Here is a 15,724-nt window from a genome sequence, read left to right as displayed (position 1 = left end):
TATCTGCTGTGCATAAACAACTATTTGTTCTGCTCGCGTGCAATTGCGCGGTAGGCAATATCCTTGCGGTAGAACATGCCTTTCCAACTGATTTGTTCGGCGAGTTTGTACGCGCGTTGCTGCGCTTCCAACACGCTATTGCCCAATGCTGTTGCGCAGAGTACGCGGCCGCCATTGGTTACAGTGTTGCTGTTTTTTGTGGTGGTGCCGGCGTGGAAAATTTTCTCACCTGCAATTTCAGTGGTCGGTAAACCAGAAATCACATCACCTTTATCGTAAGCATCCGGGTAGCCACCGGCCGCGAGTACAACGCCAACCGATGCGCGCGTATCCCAATCGGCAGTGGTTTTATCCAAATCACCTTTCAGTGCAGCTAAACAAAGTTCAACTAAATCGGATTGCAAGCGCAGCATAATCGGTTGGGTTTCCGGATCACCAAAGCGGCAATTATATTCAATTACTTTTGCATTGCCGGCGGCGTCAATCATCAGGCCAGCATATAAAAATCCGACGTAAGTATTACCTTCCGCCGCCATACCATTTACGGTAGGGTAAATAATGTCTTTCATTACGCGGTCATGCACAGCTTGTGTTACAACAGGGGCAGGAGAGTATGCGCCCATGCCGCCAGTGTTGGGGCCGGTATCGCCATCGCCAACGCGTTTGTGATCCTGGCTGGTTGCCATCGGCAATACATTTTTACCGTCAACCATCACAATAAAGCTGGCTTCTTCTCCCGCTAAAAATTCTTCGATTACTACGCGACAACCGGCATCACCAAATGCATTGCCGGACAGCATATCGCGTACAGCATCTTCAGCTTGTTGCAAGGTTTCGGCAACAATTACGCCTTTGCCTGCAGCGAGGCCGTCGGCTTTAATAACAATCGGTGCACCTTTTTCACGCAAGTAAGCGAGAGCAGGTTCAACCTCGATAAAGTTTTGGTAATCAGCCGTCGGGATTTTGTGGCGCGCAAGAAAATCTTTAGTAAAGGCTTTGGAGCCTTCCAACTGTGCTGCGCCTTTGCTCGGGCCAAAGCACAATAATTTGCGCGTTTGAAAATAATCCACCACACCGGCAACCAGTGGAACTTCAGGTCCGACAATGGTTAAGCCGACGTTATTATTTTCAGCAAAATTTGCCAGCGCTTCAAAATTTAAAACATCAAGGGCGATGTTTTCTAATTTGGGTTCCAGTGCAGTGCCGGCATTACCCGGCGCTACAAATACTGTTTCGACTTGCGGGCTTTGCGCTGCTTTCCATGCGAGTGCATGTTCGCGGCCGCCGCTGCCAATAATTAATACATTCATACATCAATCCACAAAATTAAAATCGCGAAGCAAAAACTCCCGCGATGCGGGAGTTGGCGCAAATTAATGTCTAAAATGGCGCATACCGGTGAAAACCATCGCCATACCGTGCTCGTCGGCTGCGGCGATAACTTCTGCATCGCGCATTGAACCGCCGGGTTGGATTACCGCAGCAATGCCTACTTTCGCGGCGTTATCGATACCATCGCGGAAAGGGAAGAATGCGTCGGAAGCCATTACCGAACCGGCAACTTGCAAACCGGCGTGCTCTGCTTTAATTGCAGCGATACGTGCGGAATTTACGCGGCTCATTTGGCCTGCGCCAACACCGATGGTGTGTTTGTTTTTTGCGTAAATGATGGCATTGGATTTTACAAACTTGGCGACTTTCCATGCGAACAGCAAATCCTGAATTTCTGCTGCAGTGGGTGCACGCTTGGTGACGATTTTTAAATCGCTTTCGGTGATGATGCCGTCATCGCGATCTTGCACCAACAAACCACCGTTAACACGTTTGTAATCCAAACCTTTGACGCGGACGTTGTTCCATTCGCCAGTTGCAAGCAGGCGTACATTTTGTTTTGTTTTTACAACTTCGAGCGCTTCTGCTGAAACGCTGGGTGCAATAATCACCTCGACAAATTGACGCTCAACAATCGCTTTGGCTGTTTCAGCATCCAGTTCGCGGTTGAACGCGATGATGCCGCCGAATGCTGATTCGCTATCAGTAGAGTAGGCCAGATCGTAGGCGTGTTTAATCGACTCTGCTACTGCAACACCACAAGGGTTTGCGTGTTTAACAATAACGCATGCAGGTTCGCTAAAGGATTTTACGGTTTCCAATGCAGCATCTGTATCGGCAACATTGTTATAAGAAAGCTCTTTACCTTGTAACTGTTTTGCAGAGGCTATACCAACTTCCTGCGGATTTTTTTCAACATAGAAAGCGGCTTTTTGGTGTGGGTTTTCACCGTAGCGCATTTCTTGTGCTTTGATAAATTGGGTGTTGAAGGTGCGCGGGAAGTCAGCGCTGCCGCCTTCTACCAAACGGCCAAAATAATTGGCGATGGCACCATCGTAAGCGGCGGTGTGTTCGTAGGCTTTAATCGCCAAATCGAAACGGGTTTTTAATGAAGTGCTGCCGTTGTTGGCTTTCATTTCTGCAAGAATCGTTGCGTAGTCTGATGCGTTAACAACAATGTTTACGTGTGCGTGGTTTTTTGCAGCGGCGCGAACCATGGTGGGGCCGCCGATGTCGATATTTTCTACTGCGTCTTCCAATGAGCAATCTTTATTGGCAACGGTTTTTTCAAATGGGTAAAGGTTTACTACGACCATATCAATAGCATTGATACCGTGTTGTTCCATCACGCCTTCGTCGATACCGCGACGGCCTAAAATGCCGCCGTGTACTTTTGGATGCAGCGTTTTTACACGGCCGTCCATCATTTCCGGGAAGCCGGTGTAGTCAGAGACTTCAATCGCAGGGATCTTGTTGTCGGTAAGCAATTTAAAGGTGCCACCGGTTGATAAAATTTCTACGCCTTGGGCGTGCAGGGCTTGGGCAAATTCGACAATGCCGGTTTTATCAGACACGCTGATTAACGCGCGTTTTACCGCAACAAGATCGGAAGTGTTAGACATACGCAGTTCCCATGTAAGTGAAAAAGTAAACTGTTAAAAAGCAAAAGGGGTGGAAATAAATTGCCACCCCTTTTTGATTGCCATGCGGCGCTGGAAAAATTACAGCAGGCCGTATTGCTTCAATTTTTTACGCAGTGTGCCACGGTTCAGGCCCAACACTTGTGCAGCGCGGGTTTGGTTGTGGCGGGTATATTTCAATACGATTTCAAGCATCGGCGCTTCTACTTCGGCCTGAACCATTTCGTAAACGTTGCTAACCTCTTGACCATCGAGGTGCTTGAAATAATTTTCCATTGCCTGCTCTACGCAGCCGCGCAGCGATTGAGCTTGTACTGGTTGGTTGGGGTTTGCAGCTTGTGCTGGGGTTGATTCAGCAAAGAAAGTTGCGGTATTCATGCGGCTTTTTCCTCTTTCGTAAGCAGCTGTTCAAAGAAATTTTGAATGCTGGTTTGTTGTTCTTCTGCATTATCTATAGCGTTAAAGGTTTTGCGAAATGCTTCGCTGCCAGGGACCGTTTGCAAATACCAACTCGCATGTTTGCGAGCGATACGCGGGCCCATAAACTCACCATAAAAACGGTACAGCTCACACAGATGGGTACATAAAATGTCTCTGACTTCAGTCAGCGACGGTTCGGGTAATTGCTCACCGGTACGCAGGTAATGCGCAATTTCCCGGAATATCCAGGGGCGACCTTGCGCCGCCCGTCCAATCATCACCGCTGCTGCACCCGTGTGATCCAACACGGCTTTGGCTTTGTGCGGTGAATCTATATCGCCATTGGCAAATACAGGAATGTTCACTGCATTCACTACATTGGCGATGGTGTCGTACTCGGCTGCGCCCAAAAAGGCGTCGGCGCGAGTGCGACCGTGAAGTGCGAGGGCTTGTATGCCGGCATCTTCAGCGATGCGTGCAATACGCACAGCATTGCGTTCTTCATTGCTCCAGCCAGTGCGAAATTTCAATGTGACCGGAATGTCCACTGAACTTACCACTGCCTGCAAAATATCGGCGACGAGCTGCTCATCTTTCAGAAGGGCAGAGCCGGCGGCTTTTTTACATACTTTCTTGGCGGGGCAACCCATATTGATATCAATAATCTGGGCGCCGTTGGCCGCATTAAGGCGTGCTGCCTCAGCCATCATTTCCGGATCACCACCGGCAATTTGCACTGCGATAGGTTCGGCCTCGCCGTTGTGATCCATGCGCAGGCTGCTTTTACGGCTGCTCCATAAGCTGGAGTCAGCGGTGAGCATTTCCGATATCACCAAACCCGCGCCCAATGAACGGCACAATTGACGGAAAGGCCGGTCAGTAACCCCTGCCATAGGCGCGAGGATGACCTGACTGTCAATGCAATAGGAGCCGATAGTAAACACGTGGCTGGCTTTTAGTGATGAATCGTTGTAGTTGCGGTTGCGCCGAAAGTGCCGGTTTCACCTGGGTTTCCCCTGTATCAAATTTGTACTGGGACCCTGCGTAAAAGGGTCGCCATAATACCCGTTTGGACAGGGGTTGGGAACGTAAAAAGCATAAAAAATGGCGTTTTTTTGAGCGATAAAAATGGGTTTTTTAGTCGTTTTTGGTTGCAAAAAAAAGTGATTTGGGGCAGCCACGCCTGGCTTACTGATTGATAGGGTCGTAGAGGTAGGTTTCGTAGTCGTGCGCTAAATGTTTTATTAGGGGATTTTCCAGTTTAATGAGGTTGCGCTGTTTTAATTGTGCGCGCGTAAGTGTGTGCATGTGGCGCTTACTCCAAAGTTCATTGAAGGAGCCATCTTTGTAGGCGATCTCCAATCCCTTTTGTACGCGATTAAGTGCTGCTTGATTGTCTTTGTGTGCGAAGAAAAATTTAGGTAGTGGGTAGTAGAGAGCCAGATGGGTGTCGCTTGTGAGCCCTAGGCTATTGGGATCCTGTTGTTCGTAGAAAAACTCACTGGCGCCGCGGCAGAAGAAATCAACCCTACCGGCCTTGGTCATGCGGAACAAGCTGACAACACTGTTGGATTCAATGACTTGCAAGCCGTTATGGCGCAGGATTTTGCCATCTGCCCAGCCGATACCTATACCAAAATGATAATCCTTGAGTTGGTCGAGGCGCGTAACGCTTCTGGCCGTGGCATTGAGTGAGTCGCGCATAAAACAAATGCGGTAGCTGAGTGCGCCCCGGTCAAGCGGAAAAGGGATGAAGGCCAGTTTTTCCTGTTCGGCCAATTCATCTTCGTAACTCATTTGCAGGATGAGGTTGGGGTAGACGTTATGGCTCAAGGCGACCAGCGTGCGTGCGCGGTTCATCGGGGGAATGCCGTGCAGTTCATAGGGGCCAAATTCGGCGATGGTTTTGTCTAGCGCGAGTTTCAGGACTTCAACTTCATGCAGTACACGTTCGGCACTGTTCAGCTCGGGTAATTTATGGGTGACGATTAATGGAGTCAGTGGGCTAGTTTGCGCGGCGCAGTCTGACGCTAGTATGCAAAGGGCGAACAACATCATCAAGTTGCGCAGCGCGCGCGACCTGGAAGATTCCAAAATACAATTGCCGATAGATCCAGGTTCCATATTGCGACCCGCTGTTTGCAGAAGCAGGCGGTCCTGTCGTTGTTGTTTGCAATCCTAAGTCTAGTCGCTGCCTTGGGGTAGCGCGACTGCTATTGGCGCGGAATGGATATGTGGTAATTCACGGCTTCAGGGCCCGGGTCTACCAGATCCAGGGTTATGTGAATTTTCTGGTTTTGCGGCATCAGTTCCCGTCCGACCAGTTCACCGCCCAGATAATCCTTGGGAACAAATCGGCGCGATGCCACCTGATTGTTATCAATATCGGTAAATACCAATACCAAATCGGGAAACGGCTGCTCAAAGGGTGCTCCATTGATCAGCATCACATCAACCGCCAATGCGCCTTGGGTATCCGGATGCTCGCGCACCACAAGATTGGACGCAAGAATTCGGCTGGTATCAACCAGTGTGGGTACCTGGCAGCCAAGGTAGGGGCACAAAAACAGGTAGCCGGTGCGATAGGGCTCAACCCGACTGAAATAATCAAACTTGAACCAACCGACCTGAACGGCCAGTGCGAGCAGGCCGAGGATACTGAGGGTTGGCCAGAGTTTGCGTTGATACCAGCGGCGCATGCGTTTGGCACTAAACTCAATCGGTGCCGGAATGATGTTCATCAGCAGCGCCGTGCGTGAACCGTCGTAGGAACGGATTTTGGGTTGGGTTTTGACCTGACGCTTGGGTGCATCGCTGTCTTCGTCGGCACTTTCTTCAGGCGTTTCGAAAATACTGGGGTCGAGGGCGGCTGGCGCGTTGGATTGTTTAAATCCCTGATTGCTTGGCATCTGCGCCAGTTCATCGCTGATTATAAAATCGTCTGTAGCAGGTTGATTACCTGATGGAGCGGCTTGTTCTTCTTTCTCGCCCACAAGGCTAAATACCAAGCCAGGCGCAGGAGTTACGGCGGGTGCCGGTAGCTTTTCTGCTGCCTCATTCATTTGTTCTTTATTTACCGCATGGCTTTCAAATAATTCGTCATCGGCCAATTGCTCATCGGTCCTGGGTTTGAGTACTGCTAATTGAGGTGTGTCATCGTCCTCATCTTCGATGAGCATTTCTGCCCAGGATTCATCGGCGGTATTAGTCGAGTCTTCATCTGCATCCTTGTCGCGGATCTTGCGCTCAAAGAGCGATACATCGGACTTTGGTGTTGTGTTGATATCCATAAACCCATCGAAGTCATAGCTTTTGCCTTCGGTTTTGCCGTCTTCCATGTCATCGCTGATCAAGATGTCATCGGTATGTCCGAGCGATGACTTGTTGATAGTGCGTATAACCGGTTTGGCAGCCGGTGCTGGCGCAGGCTTCGGCGCAGGTGCTGCCGGTTTTGGGGTTTCAACCGACAAGGGTTTTATAGCACTTAGGATATTGGATTGGTTGGTTGCCGCTGGTTTGCTTGCCGTAGGCAAGGTCGCTGTTGGCATCTGTACCGGTTTGGTCGGTGTGCTCGGCTTTGGCGTGGTAGGGGGGGGGCTTTTTGCAATGTCATTTTTTGCACCGGCAACCTTGGTAGTGACACCCGGTTTTATTGCTGTGGCTGGTTTGGCTGTGTCCTCTACTGCACCAGTATTTTTCGGGGCAGTAGGCGCCGTGGTACTGGCGACCAAATATTCCTGCGCCTTAAAGACATTCAAACAGGAACCACAGCGAACTGCACCCTTGGCGGATTGCAGTTGGCTTGGCGTCACACGAAAAGCAGTCCCGCATTTGGGGCAGCGAGTGATCATTTGGTTGCTGGCTGAGGTCATGGTTTATTTGCTCTTGACACAGGGTGGGCCACAAAAACCCATTCAATTTGTTATCGATACCCAACAGTGTAACCAGCGCGAGACGTACGGTAAATTCCGACGACAATCGGTAGCGACATTCTCCATCGGCAATGCCAACTAGTGCACCTTTGTGGCGGTTAAACGCACCCATTCCTCCTGTTCGGCGATGGGGTCAAACACAAACCAGGGCTTGTATGCCGCCATGACGGTTTCGGCCTGTATTGAGAGTATCCCTGATAGGCAGAGTTTTCCGCCAATTTTTGTCATTGCGCTCAAAGCGGGTGCGAGTTCTGCCAAAGGGCCTGCGAGTATATTGGCGAGCATGACATCCACTTGCACTTCCGGGCACTGCGGCGGCAGATACACCGGCATGGCATCTTCCGGTAACTGATTGCGCTTGGCATTTTCAGTGGTGGCGAGCAGTGCCTGCGGATCTATATCAACACCGAACACTTTTTTCGCGCCCAGTAGCAGTGTTGCTATGCCGAGAATACCGGAGCCGCAGCCATAGTCGATAACCTCCTTGCCCGTAAAATCCTGCTGGTCGATCCACTGCATACACAAAAATGTAGTGGGATGGGTGCCGGTGCCAAAGGCGAGGCCGGGGTCGAGCATCAGGTTTACTTTTTCCGGCTCGGGTGGCTGTTGCCAACTGGGGCAAATCCACAGGCGCTCACCGCAGCGGATGGCGTGGTAGTTGGCCATCCATTCGCGTTCCCAGTCTTTATCTTCCAACTGCTCCCAATAATGCTCGGGCAGCGGATTGCCAAAGCGCCGCTCGGCGGTACTGATTGTCTTGGCGGTATCGATTTCTGCATCAAACAGGCCGGTAATTTTGACGCTATCCCAGAGTGGTGTTTCGCCCAGACCGGGTTCGAGAATGGGCTGGTCGGCATTGTCTTGCAGAGTGACGGATGCAGCGCCGCAAGCTAGCAGCGAATCTTCAAGGGATTCAGCATAGCGGCGGGTAGTGATGATTTTGAGTTGAAGCCAAGGCATAGATAAATTCTTGATAGTTGTTGTGGAGCGCAACGTAAAAGGGCGCGATAAATCGCGCCCTTCTGGTCAATCGGCTGGTATTACTCAGCCAATTTCTTTTCCAGATAGTGGATGTTCACACCACCTTTGCGGAACTCGGTATCACGCACCAGCATTTGCTGCAGTGGGATATTGGTGCGAATGCCGTCAACAATGGTTTCATCCAGCGCATTACGCATACGGTTCAGGGCGATTTCACGCGTATCACCAAAGGTGATGATCTTAGCGATCATTGAATCGTAATTTGGCGGCACTGTATAGCCATTGTACAGATGTGAATCCACCCGCACGCCCAAACCGCCGGGAGCATGGAAACCTTTTACCAGGCCAGGGCAGGGCATAAAGGTTTTAGGGTCTTCGGCATTGATGCGGCACTCAAACGAGTGGCCACGGATAATCACATCCGATTGTTTGATTGACAGCGGCAATCCTGAGCAAACACGGATCTGTTCCTTGATCAAATCGATGCCGGTCACCATTTCCGATACCGGATGCTCCACCTGGATACGGGTGTTCATCTCGATAAAGTAGAAGCGGCCATCTTCGTACAAGAACTCAAACGTACCTGCGCCTTTGTAGCCAATGTCGATACAGGCTTTTACGCAAGAAGCGTAAGTTGCTTCACGTATTTCTTGCGGAATTCCGGGTGCAGGGGCTTCTTCCAATACTTTTTGGTGGCGGCGTTGCAATGAACAATCGCGGTCGCCCAAATGGATTGCATGGCCCTGGCCGTCGGACAGAATTTGCACTTCTACGTGACGCGGGTTTTGCAGGAATTTTTCCATGTACACAGTGCCATCGCCAAAGGCTGCTTTGGCTTCGCCCTGGGTGACATGGATGGAATTGATCAATGCTGCTTCGGTATGGACCACACGCATACCGCGTCCGCCACCACCGGCTGCCGCCTTGATGATAATGGGGTAGCCAATGCGCTTGGCGATTTTCATACACTCTTCAGGATCTTCCGGCAATGGGCCATCTGAACCCGGCACGGTAGGAACTCCGGCTTTTTTCATTGCTTTGATCGCCTCTACCTTATCCCCCATCATGCGGATTACCGCTGGATCGGGGCCGATAAAGGTGAAACCGCTTTTTTGCACGCGCTCGGCAAAGTCAGCATTTTCGGCGAGAAAACCGTAGCCTGGGTGGACTGCTTCAGCGTCGGTAATTTCCATGGCAGCGATAATCGCTGGCACATTCAAATAGCTTTTAGGTGATGGGTTTGGGCCAATACAGACAGATTCATCGGCCAGACGTACGTGTTTTAAATCGCGGTCAACCTGCGAGTGGACGGCAACGGTCTTGATGCCCATCTCTTTGCAAGCGCGCAGTACGCGCAGTGCGATTTCGCCGCGATTGGCGATTAAAATTTTATCGAACATAAACCAGTTCCTCAGCGATTAGCGATTGGGTTGCCAGCGGCAACCGCAACAGATGATTAAGCAATAGTCACTAAGGGCTGATCAAATTCAACTGGGTTCCCGTCTTCCACCAAAATGGCTTCGATAACGCCAGTCTTATCCGCTTCGATTTGGTTCATCATTTTCATCGCTTCGATAATGCAAATAACATCACCGGCTTTGACGTGTTTGCCCACTTCGATAAAAGAAGGTGAGCCTGGGCTTGGTGAGCGGTAGAAGGTTCCTACCATTGGCGATTTAACTACGTGGCCAGTGACTGCAGGAGCGGCGGCGGCCGGGGCAGCAGCTGCGGTCGCAACTGGTGTGGAGGCGGGTGCTGCCGCTGGCGCTGCAGGCATAGCGTAACCGGCGGGTGCCGGTGCGCTGAAATATTGGGTAGTGCCACTGTTACGTGCGATACGAACAGATTCTTCGCCTTCTTTGATTTCCAGTTCGCCGATGTTGGATTCTTCCAACAGCTCGATCAGTTTTTTGATTTTGCGAATATCCATAAAGTCCTCTCTGTAACAAGGTTTGTTGTGGTTAGTATTGGCTGAGCCAAATTAATGAAAAACTATTTAACTAGCTTGAATGCCGCTTGCAGTGCCAGTTCATAACTGGTGGCACCAAAGCCGCAGATAACGCCTTGGGCGACATCAGAAAAATAGGAATGATGGCGAAAAGCTTCACGTTTATGCACGTTGGATAAGTGCACTTCGATAAAAGGGATGTCAACGCCGAGCAGTGCATCGCGCAGAGCGACGCTGGTATGCGTAAATGCAGCAGGATTGATGATGATGAAATCGACCCCCTCTTTGCGTGCATCGTGAATACGGTCAATCAATTCGTACTCGGCATTGCTTTGCAGGGTTTGCAAGTGGTGACCGGCAGTAATGGCGATCTGGGTCAAGTTGCGGTTGATGTCATCGAGCGTAGTTGCACCATAGATGCCTGGTTCGCGCAGTCCCAATAGATTCAGATTGGGGCCGTGAAGTACCAAAATGGTTGCCATTAACTGTGATCCTGCGGTGATTTTCTGGTTTTATGCTGAGACTCGCGTCGAACGGCCTAGTTCAGCTTGCCGGGGATTTCAAAGTGGAGGGAGTTTGCCGCAAAAAACAGGATATGTCCACGATACCAGCGAAATTTTGTTTAGATGGCAGAAAATGCCTGCATGATTGCAGAAGTTATGCGTGAAGGTATTAAAAATAAGGCTGTAAATAGCGGTTTTGCTCGATTATCCCCGCATCTTGCCTCCATGTTAGCGACAAGATACGGGAAGTTAACAAAAAATGTCGTCAATTGTTTCTATTATCGCCAATAATAGTCAATTTAAGGCTTATTTTCGCCTTTTAAGGTTCTGATAACCAAATCTTGCGTCAATAGTTGCGGCAGAATCGTCGCTTTTCCGCTGCTATTGGCGGGGAACCAGAGGTAGAGTGGCACGCCACTGCGGCCATATTCTTGCAGGAGTTCAGTGATTTTCGGGTCAGTATTCGTCCAATCGCCTTTAATTGTCGCTACATTTAATTCATCAAAGGTCTGCTCAACTGCCTGGGTATGTAGAGCGATTCGCTCATTTGCGAGGCAGGTCAGGCACCAATCGGCAGTCAAATTCACAAATACCGGGCGGCCTTCGGTGCGCAGCGATGCAACCAATTCAGGGCTATAAGCTTGCCAGCGGTCGTCAGTAGTGGCTTTTTGCTCACGGCTTTCGGCGCCTTGCCATACCAAAATAATGGCCAATATCCAACTTGTAGCGATAAGTATCCGGCGCACCAACTGCCAAAATCCGCGCGCTTCGCGCCCTAATAGCCAGCATCCAAATGCGATAGCCACAGCGCCAGCGCATAGTGCGGCCATGCCGCTCACGCTGGTCTGGCGTCCGAACACCCAGAGTAACCAGATCGCACTTAAATACAGTGGGAAGGCGAGGAATTGTTTGAGGTTATCCATCCATGCGCCGGGTTTGGGTAGGCTTGCCGCTAATGCAGGTAGATAGCAGAGTATTAACAGTGGCAGTGCCATGCCAAAGCCTAGAGCCGCAAATACGGCAAGGCAGGCGATAGCAGGTTGGGTAAGTGCAAAGCCAAGCGCGGCGCCCATAAACGGAGCCGTGCAGGGACTGGCGACTACCGCGGCCAGAACACCCGTAAAGAATGAGCCGCTCAGGCCGGATTTTTGAGTCAGATTTTGGCCTGCCCCCATTAGGCTGCTACCAAAATTAATCAGACCGGACATGCTCAGCCCCATCACAAAAAACAAATAGACGAGGGCGGCTATTAAGCCCGGTGATTGCAATTGGAAGCCCCAGCCGATTGCCTCGCCACCTTTGCGTGCAACTAGCAACGCAACCGCAAAACCCACAAAACACACCACAATTCCGAGTGTGTAAACCCAACCGTGGATAGCGAGCCGTGCGCGATCGGCAGCAGCCAAGCTCATCACCTTTATAGACAGAACCGGAAATACACAGGGCATCAAGTTGAGTATCATCCCACCAAGTAAAGCAAGCAGGATCGCCTGCAGTATCCATCCGGAATCAGTGGTTGAGGGGTGTGGGGTATCGGTTGATGCGGCGGCAGTTACTGTAGTGGGCGCTTGTGCAGTTGACGCCTGCTCTATTACCGATGCGGTCGTAGGATCAACAGACAGTGCCAGTTTTTGCGGTGGATAGCAGAGGCCTGCATCGGCGCAGCCCTGATATTCCAGCTTTAGGGTAAAAGGTTTGGTGATGCCCGCCAAATCAAAACTCGCTGAGACTTCATGGTAGTGAACCATGGTTTCGCGCTCAAACAGTTCGTCGTACTTCATCTTGCCCGGAGTATAGGTGGGCAAAATTGCGATGCTTTCATCAGTACGGAACTTAAAACGCTCCTCGTATAGGTAATAGCTGTCCGCTATTTGCCAATGCAGTACCAACTTGCCCTGCGCAATGGTGTAGCTGGGTTTAAACGCCTCGGCTACTGGTAAAAATTCATCTTGCCCATTCAGCAAACCGGAGTTCAAAGTATTGCTGCTCTGGGCGAGAGGATCCGCTTTGGGCGCTAGTAGATCTTCTGCAAGGCTGGTGTTCGCAAGCAAAATACCAGTCAACAATAGGATTCTTACACTGAGTTGCTGCACAAAACGAAGTCTTAACGGAGGCAGATTAAGCATGGTATGAGGAGCTTCCCGATCTGGACATGGGGTAGGTGGATAAGTAGGTCGCACGGCGAGGGGTGCTCGGCAGCGCGACTTACAGTAACATACGGCGCCTTATAGACAACCGGCAATAAATAACATTCTACCTGAGGCTAACTTTTTCTTTTGCGGTAGATGTCCGGTTGGCTCGGTTAAGATGAAATTCGTCCAGGTTGTCAAAAATTCAGTTCATGAGAAAAGTTGCTATGCGTAATTTGGTTGGTCGCGGTGGATTAGTGATTGTGTTGGCTTGTGCACTCAGTGCCTGCCAGATTCCCTTTTATGCCAATCAGAAAAAACAACCCGCACCTGCGCCAGCGCCTGTCGTGCAGCAAAAACCAGTTATCACCAAGGAACAGCAAGTTGTGAAGATGCTGATCCTTAACGGTGAATACACCTTGTCGCAAAACCAGTTGCTCACACCAACCAATGACAACGCTTACGACTACTTCCGTGCAGCGCTCAAACTCGACCCCAATAACGCGCGTGCTAAAGGTGGTTTGCAGGGGATAGTGATGCGTTATGTTGATCTCGCCCGTCAGGCAGCCGCCCGTGGTAATTATTCACAGGCTACGACCATGCTTAACAACGCGCGTATCGTTGATCCCAATAATTTATTGATTAAAGAAGTTGCACTGGGTTTGACCGAACAAATTAAATCCGCTCCACCTGTTGAGCCCTATCGCGGTGGCGCCAATGAATTTTTGCTCGACGCAAGTTTGCTCGGCAAAGATGATCCCAAAATTATCGCTAAATTGACCGAGGTCGCACAAAAGCTAAAAGCCACCAATGGCCTTGCCATGATTATCGCGCGCACCGATGTAGAGGGGCGGTGGATCTATCAAAAAATGCGCGATGCAGTGCCGGGTTACCGTGTGCGTGGCGATATCAAGCTAGGTAATCCGCCGCGCGTACAATTAGTGCCTGCGGCGCAATAAAGACGCGCAGGATTTTTTACAGATGAAGTGTTTTGAGCAGTGTATTTGCCAAGCCATGCTGTTGCGCATCGCTGCTCGATTTTAACCCTGCAATTGTTCCTAACTTATCGGCCTCTGATCTGCTTTGCCCCAGCTTCCACTTGCCAATCATTTTCTTGATGGGTATTTCTATACCCACAATAGCTCCGCTCAGTTTTTCAATAAAATCCACTGGTGCATCACTCACCTGCCAAGACAGCGCTTGCCTGGCTTCGTGCAAATTAGTTAATTCATTTAGATGTACAAGCAACTCGTGCGGGTCTTGAATTATTTCCGGTACTCCATAAGCATGGACAACACAATAATTCCACGTAGGTACCGCTTTACCATTTTCATGTTTGCTCGGATACCAGGACGGTGAAATATAAGCCTGGTCGCCATGGAATGTAATTACGGAATTATTTACCTGCGAGCATGTTTTCCAAATAGTATTTGCCTTCGCAACATGGCAAACCAGCGTACCAAACTCCCCTTTGTTTTCTTTAATAACAAAAGGAATATGGTTTATTTCAATTTCCCCGTCCACAATAGCTGCCCAGGTACCTAAAGGTCTTTCTCGAATTAACGAGTGAAGCACTGCGATGTTATTTTCTTCATTTGATTGTGGTACGTACATATAATCCTCTTTATAAATGCTTTCCATACTGTCAGGCTCATACAAGCCACACACCGAATCTTGCTAAAACGGCGGAAGAAATCATCCGCTTGATGGCATTGATTTTTCTACCGCAGTCGCTTGTTATGCTTTTGTAGCTAGCAAAACACCACTGCCAACCATAATACTTCCCGCAGCCACATTTAGTGTTTTTGCGGCTCTTGAACTTTTAAAAAGTAGGCTAGCTTTACTTGCTGCATAAGCGTATGCCGCCATAACGCTACCCACAGCCATAGTTGCCACCAGTAATAGCTGGCCTATTTCGATAACAGTAACACTCTGTACGTTAATGAAGGCTGGAAAAAAACTTACATAAAAAAGAATGGCCTTCGGATTGCTTAAGGTGGTTGCCAGACCAGCAATGAAGTTTGAAAAAAATGACAGTTCAATAATAGGCTTCACTTCTACGGAACTATATTTTGTTAAAAGCAATTTAATTCCTAGCCAAACCAAGTAAGCAGCGCCCGCATATTTTATAAATGTAAATATTCCACCCATTGTGCTCGCAAGCGCAGATAAACCATAAACCGATAGAATGATTAAAATGTAGTCGCCGAAAACAATACCGAAGACTGTGATTAAACCATGAAAAAAGCCAGATGCCATTGACCTAGCTACAACGGTAAATACTCCCGGGCCAGGAATTACCGCCAATATAACCAAGGCTACAAATAGCGATACCATGCTGGTAGTTGTCATGATGCTTCCTTATGCGTAACGCCGTGTGCAACGGCAGTTTTTAAGTTGTGGATTTGTGGGTTACTTTTGCGCAGCAAAACCACAAAGCCGCGACTTAAAAACTGTCCAGCGCACGAAGTGCGCGGGTTGATACACTTTGTTAGGCCAAATTTCTTAGCCGAAGAAACTAATTATTTTCTGCTTTTACAAAAATTAGATTCTTTTTTGCATAGTAATAAGACGATAATGTGATTCCTAAAACAACCAGAAAGAAACACCCAATATATGGAAGGAAAATTCCGGTAGATAGCGCCTTGTATATCAGTAGTGCAACTATGGGTGTGCTAATTAAAAAACCAATTTTGCCACAAACTGATCTTCCCCCGATAAAATAGACACACTTAGTTACACGCTGGACTTCCCACACTCTAGTGGACACTCCTGAGCTACTCTATGAGCATAGGAGAAAGTTATATGAGCAACCAACGATACACCCCGGAATTTAAAG

At 49.4% G+C, this 15,724-nt stretch carries 15 protein-coding genes and 1 pseudogene; 2 read left to right on the top strand and 14 right to left on the bottom strand.

Translation table 11 applies throughout. The features are described from left to right. Positions 1–20: 20 nt before the first annotated feature. From purD to aroQ, 11 genes and pseudogenes are all read right to left on the bottom strand, one after another. Positions 21–1,310, bottom strand: coding sequence for a phosphoribosylamine--glycine ligase (gene purD, locus J2X05_RS19445; protein ID WP_310075745.1), 1,290 nt, complete (start codon positions 1,308–1,310; stop codon positions 21–23). A gap of 63 nt (positions 1,311–1,373) precedes the next feature. Further along, complete coding sequence (gene purH, locus J2X05_RS19440; protein ID WP_310075742.1) at positions 1,374–2,954, bottom strand: bifunctional phosphoribosylaminoimidazolecarboxamide formyltransferase/IMP cyclohydrolase; 1,581 nt, start codon at positions 2,952–2,954, stop codon at positions 1,374–1,376. A gap of 99 nt (positions 2,955–3,053) precedes the next feature. After that, positions 3,054–3,350, bottom strand: coding sequence for a DNA-binding transcriptional regulator Fis (gene fis, locus J2X05_RS19435; RefSeq protein WP_062066283.1), 297 nt, complete (start codon positions 3,348–3,350; stop codon positions 3,054–3,056). Next, the gene (dusB, locus tag J2X05_RS19430; RefSeq protein ID WP_310075740.1) at positions 3,347–4,336 is read right to left on the bottom strand and encodes a tRNA dihydrouridine synthase DusB; all 990 of its coding nucleotides are present in this window, start codon (positions 4,334–4,336) and stop codon (positions 3,347–3,349) included. Before dusB ends, fis begins: the two co-directional genes overlap by 4 nt. A 244-nt stretch (positions 4,337–4,580) precedes the next feature. Continuing rightward, the gene (locus tag J2X05_RS19425) at positions 4,581–5,516 is read right to left on the bottom strand and encodes a transporter substrate-binding domain-containing protein (protein WP_310075737.1); all 936 of its coding nucleotides are present in this window, start codon (positions 5,514–5,516) and stop codon (positions 4,581–4,583) included. A gap of 89 nt (positions 5,517–5,605) precedes the next feature. Further along, positions 5,606–6,745, bottom strand: a complete 1,140-nt coding sequence (locus tag J2X05_RS19420; RefSeq protein WP_310075735.1) for a DUF3426 domain-containing protein — start codon at positions 6,743–6,745, stop codon at positions 5,606–5,608. A 438-nt stretch (positions 6,746–7,183) separates the two neighbouring features. Beyond that, positions 7,184–7,243 (bottom strand): annotated as a pseudogene (locus J2X05_RS21215) (zinc-ribbon domain-containing protein); the annotation flags it as partial. A 159-nt stretch (positions 7,244–7,402) separates the two neighbouring features. Next, a complete protein-coding gene (gene prmA, locus J2X05_RS19410) occupies positions 7,403–8,284 on the bottom strand; it encodes a 50S ribosomal protein L11 methyltransferase (protein WP_310075732.1) in 882 nt (293 codons plus the stop codon). A gap of 80 nt (positions 8,285–8,364) precedes the next feature. Then, positions 8,365–9,705 (bottom strand): acetyl-CoA carboxylase biotin carboxylase subunit, encoded by a 1,341-nt coding sequence (gene accC, locus J2X05_RS19405; RefSeq protein ID WP_310075730.1) that lies wholly within the window; start codon positions 9,703–9,705, stop codon positions 8,365–8,367. Positions 9,706–9,761: 56 nt separating this feature from the next. After that, entirely contained in the window at positions 9,762–10,235 is a 474-nt protein-coding gene (gene accB / locus J2X05_RS19400; RefSeq protein WP_310075728.1) for an acetyl-CoA carboxylase biotin carboxyl carrier protein, read from the bottom strand. A 62-nt stretch (positions 10,236–10,297) separates the two neighbouring features. Next, positions 10,298–10,735, bottom strand: a complete 438-nt coding sequence (gene aroQ, locus J2X05_RS19395; RefSeq protein WP_310075727.1) for a type II 3-dehydroquinate dehydratase — start codon at positions 10,733–10,735, stop codon at positions 10,298–10,300. Positions 10,736–10,879: 144 nt separating this feature from the next. Between aroQ and J2X05_RS19390 the strand changes: the two genes are divergently transcribed. Continuing rightward, positions 10,880–11,047, top strand: coding sequence for a hypothetical protein (locus tag J2X05_RS19390; RefSeq protein WP_310075725.1), 168 nt, complete (start codon positions 10,880–10,882; stop codon positions 11,045–11,047). An 8-nt stretch (positions 11,048–11,055) separates the two neighbouring features. Here J2X05_RS19390 and J2X05_RS19385 read toward each other — a convergent pair whose 3' ends face one another. Next, the gene (locus J2X05_RS19385; protein ID WP_310075723.1) at positions 11,056–12,882 is read right to left on the bottom strand and encodes a protein-disulfide reductase DsbD family protein; all 1,827 of its coding nucleotides are present in this window, start codon (positions 12,880–12,882) and stop codon (positions 11,056–11,058) included. A gap of 230 nt (positions 12,883–13,112) precedes the next feature. On the opposite strand from J2X05_RS19385, the gene J2X05_RS19380 reads away from it, so the two are divergent. Beyond that, positions 13,113–13,844 (top strand): tetratricopeptide repeat protein, encoded by a 732-nt coding sequence (locus tag J2X05_RS19380; protein ID WP_310075720.1) that lies wholly within the window; start codon positions 13,113–13,115, stop codon positions 13,842–13,844. Positions 13,845–13,860: 16 nt separating this feature from the next. On the opposite strand, the gene J2X05_RS19375 is transcribed toward J2X05_RS19380, so the two are convergent. Beyond that, entirely contained in the window at positions 13,861–14,526 is a 666-nt protein-coding gene (locus tag J2X05_RS19375; RefSeq protein ID WP_310075718.1) for an FMN-binding negative transcriptional regulator, read from the bottom strand. Positions 14,527–14,622: 96 nt separating this feature from the next. Next, positions 14,623–15,237 carry a LysE family translocator gene (locus J2X05_RS19370; protein ID WP_310075716.1) on the bottom strand — a complete coding sequence of 205 codons (615 nt, stop codon included), beginning with the start codon at positions 15,235–15,237 and terminating at the stop codon, positions 14,623–14,625. Between the last annotated feature and the right edge of the window lie 487 nt (positions 15,238–15,724).

The organism is Cellvibrio fibrivorans (assembly GCF_031457055.1).
Classification (GTDB): domain Bacteria; phylum Pseudomonadota; class Gammaproteobacteria; order Pseudomonadales; family Cellvibrionaceae; genus Cellvibrio; species Cellvibrio fibrivorans.
This window is presented reverse-complemented; position numbering and strand designations above follow the sequence as displayed.